17 protein-coding genes are annotated in these 15896 nt (G+C 64.0%); 5 read left to right on the top strand and 12 right to left on the bottom strand.

Translation table 11 applies throughout. From position 1 onward, the window contains the following. Positions 1-4: 4 nt before the first annotated feature. Both I6F38_RS06545 and I6F38_RS06540 read right to left on the bottom strand, forming a co-directional pair. A complete protein-coding gene (locus I6F38_RS06545; RefSeq protein ID WP_225159532.1) occupies positions 5-829 on the bottom strand; it encodes a quinoprotein dehydrogenase-associated SoxYZ-like carrier in 825 nt (274 codons plus the stop codon). A 43-nt stretch (positions 830-872) separates the two neighbouring features. After that, positions 873-1799, bottom strand: a complete 927-nt coding sequence (locus tag I6F38_RS06540; RefSeq protein WP_225159531.1) for a quinoprotein relay system zinc metallohydrolase 2 — start codon at positions 1797-1799, stop codon at positions 873-875. Between the two features lie 167 nt (positions 1800-1966). Here I6F38_RS06540 and I6F38_RS06535 point away from each other — a divergent pair, with 167 nt between their 5' ends. Continuing rightward, complete coding sequence (locus I6F38_RS06535; protein WP_016847791.1) at positions 1967-2848, top strand: substrate-binding domain-containing protein; 882 nt, start codon at positions 1967-1969, stop codon at positions 2846-2848. Then, positions 2845-3399, top strand: coding sequence for a PQQ-dependent catabolism-associated CXXCW motif protein (locus I6F38_RS06530; protein ID WP_225159530.1), 555 nt, complete (start codon positions 2845-2847; stop codon positions 3397-3399). Before I6F38_RS06535 ends, I6F38_RS06530 begins: the two co-directional genes overlap by 4 nt. Positions 3400-3426: 27 nt before the next feature. On the opposite strand, the gene I6F38_RS06525 is transcribed toward I6F38_RS06530, so the two are convergent. From I6F38_RS06525 to I6F38_RS06500, 6 genes are all read right to left on the bottom strand, one after another. Beyond that, positions 3427-3723, bottom strand: a complete 297-nt coding sequence (locus I6F38_RS06525) for a copper-binding protein (RefSeq protein ID WP_016847793.1) — start codon at positions 3721-3723, stop codon at positions 3427-3429. A gap of 141 nt (positions 3724-3864) precedes the next feature. Further along, positions 3865-4482, bottom strand: a complete 618-nt coding sequence (locus tag I6F38_RS06520) for a hypothetical protein (protein WP_076834158.1) — start codon at positions 4480-4482, stop codon at positions 3865-3867. Beyond that, positions 4479-5327, bottom strand: coding sequence for an ABC transporter permease (locus tag I6F38_RS06515; RefSeq protein WP_225159529.1), 849 nt, complete (start codon positions 5325-5327; stop codon positions 4479-4481). Before I6F38_RS06515 ends, I6F38_RS06520 begins: the two co-directional genes overlap by 4 nt. Beyond that, positions 5324-6145 (bottom strand): ABC transporter ATP-binding protein, encoded by an 822-nt coding sequence (locus I6F38_RS06510; protein WP_225159528.1) that lies wholly within the window; start codon positions 6143-6145, stop codon positions 5324-5326. The genes I6F38_RS06515 and I6F38_RS06510 overlap by 4 nt, the downstream gene beginning before the upstream one ends. After that, positions 6142-7119, bottom strand: a complete 978-nt coding sequence (locus I6F38_RS06505; RefSeq protein WP_016847797.1) for a YVTN family beta-propeller repeat protein — start codon at positions 7117-7119, stop codon at positions 6142-6144. Before I6F38_RS06505 ends, I6F38_RS06510 begins: the two co-directional genes overlap by 4 nt. Positions 7120-7125: 6 nt before the next feature. Then, positions 7126-8307 (bottom strand): ABC transporter substrate-binding protein, encoded by a 1182-nt coding sequence (locus I6F38_RS06500; RefSeq protein ID WP_168856063.1) that lies wholly within the window; start codon positions 8305-8307, stop codon positions 7126-7128. Between the two features lie 146 nt (positions 8308-8453). On the opposite strand from I6F38_RS06500, the gene I6F38_RS06495 reads away from it, so the two are divergent. Continuing rightward, positions 8454-8972: a DUF3280 domain-containing protein gene (locus tag I6F38_RS06495; protein ID WP_225159527.1), complete on the top strand. Its 519-nt coding sequence runs from the start codon at positions 8454-8456 to the stop codon at positions 8970-8972. Between the two features lie 154 nt (positions 8973-9126). On the opposite strand, the gene fghA is transcribed toward I6F38_RS06495, so the two are convergent. Next, positions 9127-9966 (bottom strand): S-formylglutathione hydrolase, encoded by an 840-nt coding sequence (gene fghA / locus I6F38_RS06490; protein ID WP_225159526.1) that lies wholly within the window; start codon positions 9964-9966, stop codon positions 9127-9129. Positions 9967-9996: 30 nt separating this feature from the next. Continuing rightward, a complete protein-coding gene (locus I6F38_RS06485; RefSeq protein WP_016847801.1) occupies positions 9997-10617 on the bottom strand; it encodes a response regulator transcription factor in 621 nt (206 codons plus the stop codon). A 181-nt stretch (positions 10618-10798) separates the two neighbouring features. Here I6F38_RS06485 and I6F38_RS06480 point away from each other — a divergent pair, with 181 nt between their 5' ends. Further along, positions 10799-12163 carry a histidine kinase gene (locus I6F38_RS06480; protein WP_225159525.1) on the top strand — a complete coding sequence of 455 codons (1365 nt, stop codon included), beginning with the start codon at positions 10799-10801 and terminating at the stop codon, positions 12161-12163. On the opposite strand, the gene I6F38_RS06475 is transcribed toward I6F38_RS06480, so the two are convergent. Both I6F38_RS06475 and I6F38_RS06470 read right to left on the bottom strand, forming a co-directional pair. Next, complete coding sequence (locus I6F38_RS06475) at positions 12160-12594, bottom strand: YkvA family protein (RefSeq protein ID WP_225159523.1); 435 nt, start codon at positions 12592-12594, stop codon at positions 12160-12162. The genes I6F38_RS06480 and I6F38_RS06475 overlap by 4 nt on opposite strands. A 30-nt stretch (positions 12595-12624) precedes the next feature. Next, positions 12625-13599 (bottom strand): helix-turn-helix domain-containing protein, encoded by a 975-nt coding sequence (locus I6F38_RS06470; protein WP_016847804.1) that lies wholly within the window; start codon positions 13597-13599, stop codon positions 12625-12627. 420 nt (positions 13600-14019) lie between these two features. Here I6F38_RS06470 and xoxF5 point away from each other — a divergent pair, with 420 nt between their 5' ends. After that, positions 14020-15825, top strand: coding sequence for a lanthanide-dependent methanol dehydrogenase XoxF5 (xoxF5, locus tag I6F38_RS06465; RefSeq protein ID WP_225159521.1), 1806 nt, complete (start codon positions 14020-14022; stop codon positions 15823-15825). The last annotated feature ends 71 nt before the right edge of the window (positions 15826-15896 follow it).

Genomic DNA, 15896 nt, shown 5'->3' with positions numbered 1-15896 from the left:
CGCGTCAGGTGCCGGGATTCTCGACCTTCCATTCGTGCTCGAAGATATGCCCTTCGGTGTCCTTGGCTTCGGCACGGAAGCGCTTGGCGCCGTTCGAGACGTAGGTGAAGCGGATATTGGGATCCTCGGAAATCGAAATTCCGCCCTCCATCGCCAGCACCGGACTGTCGTCCTGCCAGATATGCAGCTCGTTGACGAAGAAGGCCGGGATATAGAGCTGCGTGACCTGGTCCATCTGGAGGCCTGAATTATTCGGATGCCCGATCATGATCTGGGCCTCCCGCGTGCCGGTCGCAGGTCCCTGTTCGGACTTGGTGAATTGCCGGTAGCGCATCTGGCCGAGGCGGTTCTTGGCTTCCTCGACGTTCTTGCCGGCCGGCGCCGAGCAGCCGCCGGAGGCTTTGACATAGACCTTGCTCACATAGAGCTTGCCGTCGCTGAGCTCCGCGACGGCGTGCACATTGGTGTAGTTGTTGACGCGGACGCGGGTCGAGATCTCGGTGACGTTGGCAGCCGGCCCCAGCGTGAACTTCGCGGCCATTGGCGCCGGGTTCTCGTCGATCACAAGCGTGATCGCGACGACGCGGCGGCTGTCGCTCGGTTGCAGCTTGGTGCGCAGCGTCACCGGCACGATCGCGGCGTCTTCCGCACGCATCGGCATCTCGATGCCGATGACATCATTGCCGTCATTCATCGGACGGTTGCTGAAGATGTCCTGGACGAGACCCGGCCAGGGATCATAGGCCTCCGCGGCGGGCGCAGCCGGTGTGCCCAGCGCGATCGTGAGCAGGCTTGCGATGCAAAGCAGGCGGGCGCGATGTCCGGTCATGGTCGCGAAATCCTATGCAGCCGCGTAAGTATAGGACGAACAGCTATTCCCATTCAATTTCCGAGAATGCTGCAGTTGCGTTGCGGGCGTTGTAATCGTCGAACAATTGCCAGCGCGGCCGCTCGGCGGCTGCCGCGTGCTCCGCCGCGGCCGTGATCGGCTTGCCGCTTGCGACCAGTGCGCGCACGTCCGCGGCCAGCACCCCAAGATAACGCCGCTCGTCGGCAAGCGCTGCCGGCCACGCGCTCACGGGTCCGTGACCGGGAACCACGCGCTCGGCGGAGATCGCAGCGAGTTCGTCGAACGCACGCAGCCAGCCCTTGAGGCTGCCGTCGACCACGGGAATATGGATGAGAAACACCATGTCGCCGGCGAACAGGGTCCTGGTTTGCTCGTCGAGAACCGTGAGGTCGTTGTCGCTATGGGCGGGCGGCCACGCTTTCAGGGTGAGGGCTCGGCCCCCGAGATCGAGCTTCAGCGTGTCCGCGACCAGCACGGTCGGAGGGATGATCTTCACCTCGTCGATCAGCTCATCGCCCATGCTCCGGCGAAACCCGTCGAGGTAGAATTGCCCGCGCGCGGCCAGCGCGCGTGGCAGCGACTTGTGGCCGACGAAGCTGGTCCCGTCGCCGACGAAAGCCGCATTGCCGAAGCTGTGATCCGGATGCGCGTGGGTGTTGATCACGTAGCGGATCGGCTTGTCGGTACGGCTGCGGACCGCGGCGAGCAGCTGTCGTCCTTCGCGGACGCTGCCGCCGGTGTCGATGACGGCGACGGCGCTGTCGCCGATCACGAATCCCACATTGGCGATGGCGCCGTCGTTCTCGCGCGTCATCAATGCGGTGACCCCGGTGTGAACGAATATTCCGGGAGCGACTTCGCTTACAGGCAATTCCACCTCTTGCGCCCGCGCTATGGTCGGCGCCCAAAGCATCAGGAGCAGCGCAAGCACCGAACCGCCATGAACCATGTTTCCGCCTCAGTTACTCCGGGACGCGCGATCAATGTCGTCGCGTTCCAGTTTGCGCTGCAGCAAGCAACGCGGCGTGGTCGCGATCATTATTCCTGTTGCACGTCATGGTACGCCGGGCAATTGCTGGATGGCGGCGATCGATCCGATCAAGAGGAGACCGCGTAATGAGAATTGTCGGATGCCGTCCTGTTCTGCTCGCGCTTGTCGGTTTCATCGCCTGTCTGGCCGGCCGCGACATCGCACGCGCGCAGGTCAATGATCAGGGCGAACTGTCCATCGAGCTCATCGATGCCCGCGTGCTGCGCATCTGTGCCGATCCCCGCAACCTGCCGTTCTCGAACGACAAGGGCGAGGGGTTTGAGAACAAGATCGGCGAGCTGCTGGCGGGGAAACTGCAAAAGAAGCTCGACTACATGTTCTTTCCGCAGGCGACCGGGTTCGTGCGGATGACACTCAGCGCGCATCGCTGCGACGTGATCATGGGCTTTCCGCAGGGCGATGACCTCGCGCAGGGCACCAATCCCTATTACCGCACAGCCTATGCGATCGTCGCCAAGCCGGGCAGTGGGCTCGATGAGGTCACGACGCTCGAGGACCAGCGGCTGAAGGGCAAGCATATCGGCATCGTGGCGGGAACGCCGCCCGCGACCAACATGGCCATCAACGGCCTGATGACCAATGCGAAGCCTTATCCGCTGATGATCGATACGCGCTACGATTCGTCGGCCGAGGCGATGATGAACGATCTCGCCAAGGGCGAGATCGACGCCGGCATCCTGTGGGGGCCGATGGCGGGCTTTTACGCCAAGAAGGCCAACCCGCCGCTGCACATCACGCCGCTGGTCAAGGAGACCACGGGACCGAAGCTGATCTATCGCATCGGCATGGGCGTGCGGGCGTCCGACCAGAACTGGAAGCGCCAGCTCAATCGCCTGATCCAGGAGAATCAGCCCGAGATCAACAAGATCCTGCTCGACTACGGCGTCCCGCTGCTCGACGAGAACGACCGTCCAATCGGGCCGGAGACCGCGACCAAATCACCATGATCAGGCTCGCGGCGATGCTTGCGGTGATGCTCGTCGCCGCTTCGCCTGTCCGCGCGCAAGACCCACCCGCAGAGCCGGAGGGCTATCGCACCGAGGACTACCGCGCTCCGGTGCCGGTGACGATTGCCGGCGCACGGGTGCTCACCACCGCGGAAGCGGAAGCGATCTGGCGCGACAAGTCCGCTGCCTTCGTCGACGTGCTACCACGCGCGCCGAAGCCAAATCTGCCCGCCGGCACGGTGTGGCGCGAAAGGCCGCACCTCAACATTCCCGGCAGCATCTGGCTGCCTGACACCGGCTACGGCAAGGTCGCCGCGCCCACGGAGGACTACCTGCGACGCGGGCTGGTCCGCGCCTCAGGCGGCGACGCCACCAGATTGCTCGTGATCTACTGCCAGGAGAATTGCTGGATGTCGTGGAACGCGGCCAAGCGCGTGCTGTCCTACGGCTACCGCAACGTGGCGTGGTATCCGGAGGGAACTGACGGATGGGAGCGTGCCAAATTGCCGCTGGCGGATGCCGAGCCCGAGCCGCGCGAGGGAGAGCAGTAAGCCCGCCCTCGCGCGCCACGCGGGCCGTTACTTCTGCTTGTCGAGCTTGTTGATGGTCTTGCCGCCGTCGCTGTCCGTTGTGGTGAACGAGACCTTGTCACCGGCGTGGAAGGCCTCCAGCGACTGTCCCTTCGGCACCTTGTATTCCTGGATCGCGCCGCCGGACGCGCCCACTGTGCCGCCTTGCGTCTGCTGGATCGAGATGGTTCCACTCAGTCGGTCAATCTTGGTGACCATTCCCGACATGGATTGCTGGGCCAAAGCCGCTGTGGTGACCAGGCTCGCGGCGGCAAGGCTGGTCATGACGATCTTGGCTGCTTTCATGGAGGTCTCCCAAGTTCAGATATAGTTGGAGACAACGAGCGGGCAGTGCAGTTTGTTCCGGATCGGCGTGGCCCAACAGACTGTTACCCAAAAGACCGTCAAAACGGCGCGTTGACGATCCCGGGCGTTCGGTCGCAGGCCTCAATCGAGCTCCTGCTGGATGGTGCGGCCGAGCGCGAACAGGCGCTGATCGATGGCGGTCGGCACCTCGCAGACGAATTTCACCACGCGCCCGCGGTCCTCGAAGATGCGGGTCTCCCAGACCAGCTGGTTGCCGAGCTCGTCGACCTTGGCCTGGTCCGGCGGTGTCGCGTCCTGCAGCGCCTGCAGCTTGAGCGTATCGTCGCGGATCTTCTCCGCGGCCTCGCGCTGCTTGCGCATCACGCGCTCGAGCCCGTTCATGACCGAGGCGCGCTGTCCGTTCAGCGTATCGAACAGACCGGCAAACAGCAGTTTTCCCGCATTGGCCTTGTCGGCCGCGGCCGCTGACAGGAATTCGGTGATTTCCTTCTGCGCCTCCTCGAGCGGAACGCGGCGCGCCGCGAGCTTGATCGCGAGCGCGCTGACTTTCGGGTCGTCCTTCCACTTGGTCTCGGCATCGCCGAGCGGCGGCCCGGCCCAGACTGCGGCGAGCGAGATCTCGGGCACCTTGGCCTGTTGGCAGGGCCAGTCCGGATAGCGCGGGTCGGCAGCCGATGCGGCCTGGTTCGACAGAACCATCGCGAGCAGCGCGCCCAGTCCTGTTCGCCAGCCTGTCATGCCTCGCCTCCGCCGGGTCCGCGGCGCACCAGGCCGCGCGATGGATCGTAAGCCAGGATCGCGCCGATCATGAAGACGACCGTGCAGCCGCCGACCACCGCGAGCGAAACCCAGTTCATCTTGCCGTACAGCGCAAACCGGATCAGCTCCACCGCATGCGTGAACGGATTGCACTGGCAAATATAATACAGCATCGGGCTGCCTTCCTGCACGCGCCACAGCGGGTAGAGGGCCGACGATGCGAAGAACATCGGGAAGATCACAAAGTTCATCACGCCGGCGAAATTTTCCAGCTGCTTGATGCTGGCCGAGATCAGCATGCCCAGCGCGCCGAGCATCAGGCCCGACAGCACCAGCGCCGGAAGCACGGTGAGGTAGCCGATGGTCGGCGGCGCGATGTCCCAGAACCACGCGATGACGAGGAAGGCATAGACCTGGAGCAGCGACACCGCCGTGCCGGCGAGCAGCTTGCAGAACAACAGATAGCCGCGCGGCAGCGGGCTGACCAGCAGCGTGCGCATGTTGCCCATCTCGCGGTCGTAGACCATCGACAGCGAGGACTGCATGCCGTTGAAGAGCTGGATCATCGCCATCAGGCCGGGCGCGATATAGACCTCGTAGAGGATGTAGGTCTCGTAGGGCGGGATGATCGAGATGCCGAGCACCTGCCGGAAGCCGGCCGCGAAGATGAACAGCCAGACCAGCGGCCTGACCAGCGCCGACACGAAGCGCTCGCGCTGATGCAGGAAGCGCAGCGCCTCGCGCCACACGATGCCGTTCAGGCAGACGAGGTACTCCGACAGCGAGAAACCGCTTCGCTCAGGCGTAACCGTCGTGCTGGTCATGACGGCGGTCTCCCCGCGAGTGTTGCCGTTCCGGTCAGGCGCATGAACGCGGTGTTGACGTCCTGGGCGCCTGCGTCCGCGATCACGCGTGACATCGGGCCGTGCGCCAGCATTCGGCCCTGATGCAGCACGACGAGGTCGTCGTTTGGCATGATCTCGTCGAACAGATGCGTCGCCCAGAGCACGCCGATGCCCTGTTCGGTGACGAGCTGCCGGACATGGTCGAGAATGTCGGCGCGCGCCTTGACGTCGAGCCCGACCGTGGCCTCGTCGAGCAGCAGCAGCCGGGGCCGATGCAGCAGCGCGCGGGCGATCTCAAGCCTTCGCATCTGGCCGCCCGAGAGATCGCGCACCTTGCTGGCGGCGCGGTCGGCAAGCCCGATGCGGCCGAGCACCTCGGCGCTGCGCACCCGCGCCTCGCGCCGCGAGATGCCGTGCAGCGCGGCGTGATACAGCAGGTTCTGCGTCAGCGAGAGGTCGAGATCGAGCGTGCGCGGCTGGAACACCACGCCCATCAGCCGCAGCGCTTCACCCGGCGTCCGGCTGATGTCGTGGCCGAAGATCTTGATCTGGCCGTTCTGGATGCCGAACAACCGCGTCACCAGCGAGAACAGCGTGCTCTTGCCGGCGCCATTGAGACCCAGCAGCGCGGTGAAGCTCGCAGGCTGAACCGTGAAACTGACATCGATCAAAGCGCGGCGCGGACCGTAGCTGTGGCTGACATTGCCGATCGACAGCGCCGGCTGCACGGCCGCGGCTGTTCCAGGGCCTGCATCCGGCGAGAGCTGGCTCGCGATATGGGCGTCGCTTGCGGTCATGGCTGCGCGATCGTGATCCCCCAGGGCAGTTCGCCGACCTGAATGGTCTTGATCACCTTCTGGGCCGCGACGTCGATGACCGAGACGTCGTTGGAGACGCCGTTAGTGACCAGCAGATATTTTTCGTCCGGGGTGAAATCCATGTGCCAGACCCGCTGGCCGACCAGCAGATATTTGAGGACCTTGTGGGTCACACCGTCGACGACAGCGACGCGGTTGGCGGGGCCGAGCGCAATGAATGCGGTCTTGCCGTCCTTGGTCATGCCGATGCCGACGGGCTGGATCGCCTCGTTGCGCAGGCCCGGAATTTCGAAGGTGATCTTGCCGGTCACCTCGCGCTTGACCGGATCGATGATCGACACGGTGCCGCCGATCTCGGAGGAGACCCACAATTCGGAGCCGTCACGCTTGAACTGGGCGAAGCGCGGTCGCGAATCGACCAGCACATTGGCGACGATCTGGCGCGTCGACGTGTCGATGAAATGCGCCATGTTGGTGGTCTCGGAGGTGTTGATCAGGATCTTGCCGTCCGGGCTGATCGTCATGCCCTCAGGCTCGACGCCGACCTGGATGTCGCCAATCCGGGCGCGCTTTTCGAGGTCGATCACCGTGACCGTGTTGTCGTTCTCGTTGGCGACATACATGGTCTTGCCGGCGGCATCCTGGGTGAACAATTCAGGGTCGGGACCGGAGGGCAGGGTGTCGACGATCTCCTGGGTCTTGGTATCGATCACCTGGATCGTGTCGTCGTCGCCGACTGCAACCATCACGAACTTGCCGTCGCGCGAGAACTCGATGCCGCGCGGCCGCTGGCCGACCTTGATGGTTTTGGTCACCGTCCAGCTGCTGGTGTCGATCACCGTGACGGTGTTGCCCTTCTCGTTGGAGACGTAGGCAACGAAGGCGGACGCCGGTGTCGCGGCAAGCCAAACGAGCATCCCGGTCAACAGACAGCGGCGCCACATGCGTTTCATTCTCCCTCACTGCAGCTTGCACTTCGTTTCAGGCCGGTCAACTCCGAGCGTGTCGAGTTCGGAGACCTGATGCAGGAAACCTTCCTGCGGCGAGACCGAAACGACCATACGACCATCGGCCAGCAGGATCGGCTGGCGGAGCTGCAGATTCCAGTCTCGCAGGGTCAATCGCGTGCCCTTGAAGGCGGCAATCGAGAAATCCTTGCCCTTGAGGAAGGCGATGACCTTCTTGGGGTCCCCCGAATTGGTGCGCGATGTGGCTTCCCCGATCATGCGCGCGGCGGTCCAGGCCTGCATGTCGAGTGCGGTCATGCGGCGCATGTTCAGCTTGACGAAGCGGTTCTGGATCTGGACCGCGCCCCACTGGTCATGCGCAGCGTCCCAGCTGGTCGGCACGAGGCCCGCCGAGCCCGCCACCGGACGCGGGTCCCAGGTGCGGTACGGCAGATAGTTCGCGAACACCTCGCTCTCGTCGGCGGCGACCAGCACGTCGTAAGCCGGCGCCTGCTGGGTGAACACCGGCATCTGGCGCTGGATCAAGGTCACGCCGCTGTCGGTGCGGCGCGCGCCGCCGGTGTCCTCGAAGGTCCGTTCCTGAACGATCTTGGCGCCGAAGCGGGTCGCGGCGCGGCGCAGCGCGTCGGCGTAAAGCTTGTCCTGATCATGCGAGCCGACCACCAGCAGCCAGCGCTTCCACTGCTTCCACACCAGATACTGGCCAAGCGCATCCGCCAGCATAGAGCGGGTCGGTGCGATGTGGATGACATTGGCGCGGCAGTCCTGCTCGCGCAGCCGATCGTCGATCGCGCCGGCGTTCAGCAGCACGGTGCCGCGGTCGCGCAGCGCGTCGGCGACCTTGAGCAAGGCGTCGGCCGGCAGGTCGGTGATGATATAGTCGTTGCGTCCGGCGAGGTCGGTCGCGACCTTGGCGACATCGTCGCTATCCTTGACCTTGACCTCGTCGAGCACGAAGCGCTGGTTGAGGAATTTGCCGGTCGTGTTGTTGTCCTCGATCGCAAGGCGCGCGCCTGCGATGCCGTCATTGTCGGCGGGTTGCTCGACCAGCGAGAGCGTCGATTTGACGCCGGCATGGCCGAGATAGCCGATATGAACCTCGACGGGATCAGCCGCCAGCGCGCCGGTCGCTACCATGCTGAGCGCGATCGTGCCGATCAGCCATCGCAACATAACTCCTCCCGCAGTCTTTTTTCACTCGGCATGGCCTTCGGAAATCCGGCTTTCATGCTGTTAACTTGCAAGATGCCGGAATTGGCCTAGCTTGCAACCCCGCTTTTTGTCGTTGCGACGTTACAAATTACGATTGGTTCACAATCATGAGATCAGCGTTTGCCTTCGCCGTTTCTTTGCTGGTGGTGTCTGCGGCGGCAGCGCGCGCCGAGCCGCCCAAGCTCGCGGTGTTCGACCTCGAGATGATCGACACCAGCCTGCAGGGGGAAGTGAGCGGGCCACGCAGTGATGAGCAGGCGCGGCTGCTCCGGGCCGGCGATCAGGTGCGCAAGGAGCTCGCGGACTCCGGTAAGTTCCGCGTGCTCGACATCGCGCCGGTCAATGCTGCGGCGCATGGCAGCAATCTTCAGGCCTGCGGCGGCTGCGATGTGAAGCTGGCCGGCGAACTGGGCGCTGATCTCGTGATGACGGGCGTGGTGCAGAAGGTCTCCAACCTCATCCTCAACATCAATCTCTATTTGCGCGACGTGCATAGCGGGCAATTGCTGGCAGCGGCGAGCGCCGACATGCGCGGCAACACCGACGAATCCTGGTCGCGCGCCACCGACTACGTCGTGCGTAACCGCCTGCTCGCGCCGAACTACGGCGCGCCGCAAGCGCGGTAGCCTGCGCGCCATAGCGGTTCCGTCATCCTGAGGAGCGCGCATCGCGCGCGTCTCGAAGGATCGACGGCCACCAGCCGGGCCGTGCACCCTTCGGGACGCCGCTGCGCGGCTCCTCAGGATGACGGAGATGGACAGGCGCCGTCCGAAGTGACGCTCACGCCTTCAGCCGCGCGGCGTGCCAGCGCAGATGATCGGCCATGAAGGTCGAGATGAAGTAGTAGCTGTGGTCGTAGCCCGGCTGACGCCGCAGGGTGAGGGGGATGTTGGTCTTCTCGCAGGCGGCCTTCAGCAATTCGGGCCGCAACTGCTCGGTGAGAAAGCCGTCGGCATCGCCGTAGTCGACCAGCAGATCGGAGAAGCGGGCACCATCCTCGATCAGGGCAACGGCGTCGTGCTTGCGCCACGCCTGCTTGTTGCTGCCGAGATAGCCGCCGAGCGCCTTGTTGCCCCATGGCACCTGCGACGGCGCCACGATCGGCGCAAACGCGCTCGCCGCGCGATAACGATCGGGGTAGCGCAGCGCGACCGTCAGCGCACCATGACCGCCCATGGAATGACCAAGGATCGACTGCCGCGTCGTGTCGACCGGGAATTGCTCGGCGATCAGCTTGGGCAATTCCTCGGTGACGTAGCTCCACATCCGGTAATTGGTCGCGAACGGCTGCTCCGTCGCATCGACGTAGAAGCCCGCGCCGAGTCCGAAATCGTAGGAGTTGGCGGGATCGCCGGGCACGCCTTCGCCGCGCGGGCTGGTGTCGGGCGCGACGAAGATCAGGCCGAGCTCGGCGCATGCCTGGCGGAATTCGCCCTTCTCGGTGACGTTGGCATGGGTGCAAGTCAGGCCCGACAGATAGGTGACGACGGGCAGCTTGGCGCCGGCCGCATGTTCAGGGACGAACACCGAAAAGGTCATGTCGGTCTTGGTCTCGCGGCTTGGATGCCGATAGACGCCTTGCGTGCCGCCATGCGACTTGTTCTGGGAAACCGTCTGCATTGTCGTATTCCTCTTGGTTGGAGCGCTGCGTCAGGCGACGCCGCTCTCGATCGCCAGCCGCACCAGCTCTGCCGAAGTGCGCACGCCAAGCTTCTGGCGCATGATCGATGACGTGTTTGCGACCGTCTTGTATGATGAATGCACCAGCCAGGCGATCTCCGACAGGCTTTTGCCGGAACTGAGCAGGCGCAGGATCTCCATCTCGCGCGAGGTGAGCTTGGAGAGCGGATTTTGCGCAAAGCCGGGCCGCGCAAACGCCACGTTGCGCGCGATCGCCGGTGGCAGATAGACGCCGCCATTGCCGACCTCGCGCACCGCTTCCACCAGATCGTTGGGATCGCCGGTCTTCGAAACGTAACCCTTGGCGCCGATGTCGATGGCGCGGGCGGCGAACACCGGGTCATCGTTCATGCTGAACATGATGAGGCGCGCAGATGCATCATGCGTCAGGATGCGGCGCGCCAGCTCGAAGCCGGAGACCGTCGGCAGGTTGATGTCAATCACGCAGAGATCGGGCTTCTCCGCGACGAACGCCCGTTCGCCGCTTTCGGCATCCGCCGCTTCCAGCAGCGTGATCTCGGGATCGTCGGCGAACACGGTGCGGCAACCGGAGGCAACGATGGGATGATCATCAACGATCAGAATGCGCATGGCGTTGTTCCGGCGACCTGCTTCGATTCACTCATCATCACGTCGGTTTGCGCGAAGGACAGGTCGGTTCCGACCGGTTGTGCACCTCGTGCGGGATTGCGATAGGGTGCGATTAGATAGCCGGGCAAATTTGGCTGTCAACGATCCTCTCGGAGGAGGGATCGCGGTCGGGGGCAACGTCATGTGGCAAAAGCTATCCTTGCGCGCGCGGATCAACCTGCTGCTGGCGCTGATCCTGGCGCTTGGCCTCGGCATCAATATTGCGCGGCTCGTGCTGGAAGCGGGGCCGCGTGTCCAGGCCGAGGACCAGAGCGTGATCCGCCTGGCGCGTGAATTCGTTGCGACGATCGTGGCCGGTCTCGACGAGGCGCCGGATCCCGATGCGCGGCTCGACCAGATCGTCCAGGACCTGAGCCGGCTGCGTCACGTCAGCATCATGCGGCAGGATGGCGCGACCGCAAAATCTCCTGACCGCCCCGAGGACGCCGGCGATCCGCGCGCTCCGCCGCAGTGGTTCGTCGCGCTGGTTCATCCCGAGCAGACCTCGGTGAGGGTGCCGATCTCGGTGCACGGCAAGCCACAATCGCTGGTCATCACCTCGCATCCCGACGACGAAATCGCCGAGATCTGGGACGGCATCGTCACCCAGATCGAGGTCGGCTCCGCGATCGCGGTCGCGCTGCTTCTGGTCACCATGCTGGTGGTCGGCCGCGCGCTGGCGCCGCTGGAGGCACTGTCGCAAGCCATGACCGGCATCGAGGCCGGGGACTACGACGCGCGCGTCGAGCCCGGCGGATCGCCGGAATTGGCCGCCATCTGTGCCAAACTGAACCATTTGGCGGCGACCCTTGGCGATGCCGTGGAGGGCAAGCGGCAGCTCGCCGAGCGCGCGGTCTCGCTGCAGGATTCCGAGCGCAAGGAGATCGCGCGCGAATTGCACGATGAGTTCGGGCCCTATCTGTTTGCCTTGCGCGCGCATGCCGGTGCGCTGACCCGGCTGGCGGAAGTCGAAAAGCCGGACCCCGCGGCATTGCGCAAGCACGGCAACGCCATCCTCGAGCAGGTCAACGCGCTCCAGCAGTTCACCCGCCGGATTCTGGAGCGATTGCGGCCGGTCGGCCTGGCCGAGCTCGGGCTGGCGGAAGCGCTCGGCGCGCTGGTGCGGCTATGGAGCGAAACGCACCCGGAGGTGGAGATCGAGAGCCGCATCTCGCCGGCGCTCGGCGATACCGGCGAGATGGCCGACCTGACGATCTATCGCATCGTCCAGGAAGCGCTCACCAACGTATTCCGCCATGCCGGCGCGACGGCGGTCGATATCACGATCGAACCGGCGGACCGGCAGGCCGGCCTGCGCGGCAGCCGCGACTGCGCGCTGGTGCGGGTTCGCGACAACGGCCGCGGCTTGCTGAGGGATCACAGGCTTGGCCGCGGTTTGACCGGGATGCAGGAGCGGATCCTCGCGCTCGGCGGCACGCTTAACATCAATTCCAGCGATGATGGCGTGACGGTCGAGGCGCTCGTGCCAAAGGCCGCGCGGTCCTAGACGATTGGCTGTCGCCAATATCTGAAAGCCGCCCAAGCCAGCGCCGCTGCGCCGGCGATCCAGAGCACGACGATCGCGATCATTCCCGCCCGGCTGGTCGGACGCTGCAAGACGGCGCTCGCCTTGGCACGGCATTCCGCCATCACCTCGTCCGGCACGAGCGAGATCGCAAGCCAGATGCCGAGCGGCAGCAGGATCAGATCGTCGAGATAGCCGATCACCGGAATGAAATCCGGGATCAGATCGATGGGAGACAGCGCATAGGCCGCGACGGCGACGGCAAGGGCCTTGGCATACCAGGGCACGCGCGGATCACGCGATGCGAGATACAGCGCAACGCTGTCCCGCTTGAGGTTGCGTGCCCAAACCTTGATCGAGGACAGCTTGGTTGAGGACAACTTGATTGAGGAAAGTCTGTTGGCGGACGGCATGGCGCAACGCCTGCACGTCGGATGGAACCGCTATTCCAGCACCACATCGGCCGGCATACCGCCGTGCAGGCCCTTGTGGACGGAGGAGGGCGCGATGCCGAAATACTTCCGGAAGACGCGGCTGAAATGCGACGAGCTCGAGAAGCCCCAGGAGAACGCGACGTCCGTGATGGTCTTGCCGTTCTGGGACTCCAGCTCCTGCCGGCAATTCTGCAGCCGGGCTTTCCAGATGTAGTCGCTGACCGTCATGCCACGATCACTGAACAGCATGTGCAGATAGCGCTTCGAACAGCCGAGCGCCGCCGAAATGCGGTCGATGCAGAGATCCGGATCGCGCAGATGCTCGCGGATGAAGCCCTGGGCCCGCACATAGGTGGCCTCGGCGCTGCCGCGGTCGAACATGGCGCCGGTCTCGCGCAGCGGCAACAGCAGCAAGTCGATCAGCGCATCGGCCACGCCGACGGCGTTGACCGGCGTCAGCGTCGGTGCCTCGCCGAAGGCGGCATGAACGAAATCATAGGCGATGCGGCCGGTGCCGTTGCGCGCCGACAGCTTGCACGGCGCCATCTTGGAGAGCTGGAAGCCGCGCTCCTTGAGCAGGTCCTTTGGAACGATGACAACCTCGTGCCGCGTCAGCGACGGGCTGATGATGGTGTGCGGACACGACACGTCGTAGGCGAAGCAGTCGCCCGGCATGATGTCGAAGTGCAGACCGTCCTGCTCGAAATGCGAGACGCCGTGGGTCTGGAACACGATCTTGATGTAGGGGTGCTCGCTCAGCTTGATGCGCGAGATGGTATGCGCGATGCGGTGCTGGCTTGCCTCGATCTGGCACAGCTTCAATCGCGATACCGTCGTGAAATTGACCCTGGCTTCGAGCGAGGATCCTTCCAGCGCATCGACGTCGAACTGGCCGCAAAGGTCAGTGAGCGCATCCGACCAGCGCTGGATCTGCCGCTTGGGCGTCAATCCGTTCGTGCTGAGAGAATGGACTGTATCGGACATCTTTCCAGCCACCGATTCGATCCCCACGTGACTGCTCACCGAGCTTAAGTCTGGCCCGGGATGATGCGCCTTCTCCCTGATTCTGAATAGCTTAGGGAGACGGCGGGATTTCTTCCCGGTTAATGTCGGGTGATCCTCCGACTTAGTTCTGGGCTCGTCAAGCGCAACCTTAGCACGCGTCAATCTGGCATCCGGATCGCGCCGGCCGCGATTGATGCCCTGCAACATGAAGCAAGCTTTCCAGCTAATTCAGGGCCGGTCGACAAAAATCTGACGAAGCTTCGCTTTTGAGCAAACGGCTCTTCTCTATTGGGCAAGTCAGCGTGCTTCGAGAGGACTACGACTGGGGCACCAAAATGGAAGAAGTGGGGCCGTTTCGGCGGAAACCCTTGAGCTCTTGAACCTGGGAGGAAATCCACGATGCGCAAGATGCTTTACGCGACCGGCCTTGGGGCAATGGCGGTATTTGCCGTCGGAGCTGCCAACGCCAATGACGAACTCCACAAGATGTCGCAGAACCCGAAAGACTGGGTGATGCCGGCCGGAGACTACGCCAATCAGCGTTACTCCAAGCTGAATCAGATCAACGCCTCGAACGTCGGAAAGTTGCAGGTCGCCTGGACGTTCTCGACCGGCGTGCTGCGCGGCCACGAGGGCGGCCCGCTGATCATCGGCAACATCATGTACGTCCACACCCCGTTCCCAAACAAGGTCTATGCTCTTGACCTTTCGCAGGACAACAAGATCGTCTGGAAGTACGAACCGAAGCAGGATCCGAACGTCATTCCGGTGATGTGCTGCGACACCGTCAACCGCGGCGTTGCCTATGGCGACGGCAAGATCTTCCTGCACCAGGCCGACACCACGCTGGTTGCGCTCGATGCCAAGACCGGCAAGGTGGAATGGACGGTGAAGAACGGCGATCCCAGCAAGGGCTCGACCGGCACCTCCGCGCCGCTGGTGGTCAAGGACAAGGTGCTACTCGGCATCTCCGGCGGTGAGTTCGGCGTCCAGGCTCATGTGACCGCTTACGACATCAAGACCGGCAAGCAGGTCTGGCGCGGCTACTCGGAAGGTCCGGATGACCAGCTTCTGGTCGACGACAAGACCACCGAGCTCGGCAAGCCGATCGGCAAGGATTCGAGCCTGAAGACCTGGCAGGGCGATCAGTGGAAGATCGGCGGCGGCGCGACCTGGGGCTGGATCTCCTACGATCCCGAACTGAACCTCGTCTATTACGGATCGGGCAATCCCTCGACCTGGAATCCGAAGCAGCGTCCCGGCGACAACAAGTGGTCGATGACGATCTGGGCGCGCAACCCGGATACCGGCGTCGCCAAGTGGGTCTACCAGATGACGCCCCATGACGAATGGGACTATGACGGCGTCAACGAGATGATCCTCTCGGATCAGACGATCGACGGCAAGGCGCGCAAGCTGCTGACGCATTTCGATCGCAACGGCCTCGGCTACACGCTCGATCGCGCCACCGGCGAACTGCTGGTCGCCGAGAAGTACGATCCGAAGGTGAACTGGACCTCCGGCGTCGACATGAAGAAGGACTCGCCGACCTATGGTCGTCCGAAGGTTCTTGACGCAGCGTCGACCGACAAGGCGGGCGAGGACGTCAACGTGAAGGGCATCTGCCCGGCAGCGCTCGGCTCGAAGGACGAGCAGCCGGCAGCCTACTCGCCGGACACGCAGCTGTTCTACGTGCCGACCAACCACGTCTGCATGGACTACGAGCCGTTCAAGGTGAGCTACACCGCAGGTCAGCCCTATGTCGGCGCGACGCTGTCGATGTATCCGCCTCCCGGTGAGACCAACATGGGCAACTTCATCGCCTGGGACGGCAAGACCGGGAAGATCGTGTGGTCGAACAAGGAGCAGTTCTCGGTCTGGTCGGGTGCGCTCGCGACCGCCGGCGGCGTGGTGTTCTACGGCACGCTGGAAGGCTACCTGAAGGCTGTCGACGCCAAGACGGGCAAGGAACTCTACAAGTTCAAGACCCCGTCCGGCATCATCGGCAACGTCACCACCTATGAGCATGGCGGCAAGCAGTACGTCGCCATTCTGTCGGGTGTTGGCGGTTGGGCAGGCATCGGCCTCGCGGCTGGTCTGACTGATCCGACGGCCGGTCTCGGTGCAGTCGGCGGCTATGCCGCGCTGAGCAACTACACTGCGCTCGGCGGAACGCTCACCGTGTTCTCGCTGCCGCAGCAGTGAGCTGAGCGACCTCGTTCCGGCGCATGGGGCGATCTCCATGCGCCGGTCCGTCTTCAATCTGCACGCGAGGA

The organism is Bradyrhizobium sp. BRP56, from assembly GCF_020194035.1.
GTDB classification, from domain to species: domain Bacteria; phylum Pseudomonadota; class Alphaproteobacteria; order Rhizobiales; family Xanthobacteraceae; genus Bradyrhizobium; species Bradyrhizobium australafricanum.
The sequence above is the reverse complement of the archived record's forward strand: the minus strand, read 5'-3'. Positions and strand labels throughout refer to the sequence as shown.

Excerpts from the sequence above, each read along its gene's own strand:
- I6F38_RS06510 (WP_225159528.1), bottom strand. The coding sequence starts at position 6,145 with ATGACCGCAAGCGACGCCCATATCGCGAGCCAGCTCTCGCCGGATGCA.
- I6F38_RS06480 (WP_225159525.1), top strand. The coding sequence starts at position 10,799 with ATGTGGCAAAAGCTATCCTTGCGCGCGCGGATCAACCTGCTGCTGGCG.
- I6F38_RS06535 (WP_016847791.1), top strand. The coding sequence starts at position 1,967 with ATGAGAATTGTCGGATGCCGTCCTGTTCTGCTCGCGCTTGTCGGTTTC.
- I6F38_RS06520 (WP_076834158.1), bottom strand. The coding sequence starts at position 4,482 with ATGACAGGCTGGCGAACAGGACTGGGCGCGCTGCTCGCGATGGTTCTG.
- I6F38_RS06530 (WP_225159530.1), top strand. The coding sequence starts at position 2,845 with ATGATCAGGCTCGCGGCGATGCTTGCGGTGATGCTCGTCGCCGCTTCG.
- I6F38_RS06505 (WP_016847797.1), bottom strand. The coding sequence starts at position 7,119 with ATGAAACGCATGTGGCGCCGCTGTCTGTTGACCGGGATGCTCGTTTGG.
- I6F38_RS06475 (WP_225159523.1), bottom strand. The coding sequence starts at position 12,594 with ATGCCGTCCGCCAACAGACTTTCCTCAATCAAGTTGTCCTCAACCAAG.
- I6F38_RS06470 (WP_016847804.1), bottom strand. The coding sequence starts at position 13,599 with ATGTCCGATACAGTCCATTCTCTCAGCACGAACGGATTGACGCCCAAG.
- fghA (WP_225159526.1), bottom strand. The coding sequence starts at position 9,966 with ATGCAGACGGTTTCCCAGAACAAGTCGCATGGCGGCACGCAAGGCGTC.
- I6F38_RS06515 (WP_225159529.1), bottom strand. The coding sequence starts at position 5,327 with ATGACCAGCACGACGGTTACGCCTGAGCGAAGCGGTTTCTCGCTGTCG.
- I6F38_RS06540 (WP_225159531.1), bottom strand. The coding sequence starts at position 1,799 with ATGGTTCATGGCGGTTCGGTGCTTGCGCTGCTCCTGATGCTTTGGGCG.
- I6F38_RS06500 (WP_168856063.1), bottom strand. The coding sequence starts at position 8,307 with ATGTTGCGATGGCTGATCGGCACGATCGCGCTCAGCATGGTAGCGACC.
- I6F38_RS06485 (WP_016847801.1), bottom strand. The coding sequence starts at position 10,617 with ATGCGCATTCTGATCGTTGATGATCATCCCATCGTTGCCTCCGGTTGC.
- I6F38_RS06525 (WP_016847793.1), bottom strand. The coding sequence starts at position 3,723 with ATGAAAGCAGCCAAGATCGTCATGACCAGCCTTGCCGCCGCGAGCCTG.
- I6F38_RS06495 (WP_225159527.1), top strand. The coding sequence starts at position 8,454 with ATGAGATCAGCGTTTGCCTTCGCCGTTTCTTTGCTGGTGGTGTCTGCG.
- xoxF5 (WP_225159521.1), top strand. The coding sequence starts at position 14,020 with ATGCGCAAGATGCTTTACGCGACCGGCCTTGGGGCAATGGCGGTATTT.
- I6F38_RS06545 (WP_225159532.1), bottom strand. The coding sequence starts at position 829 with ATGACCGGACATCGCGCCCGCCTGCTTTGCATCGCAAGCCTGCTCACG.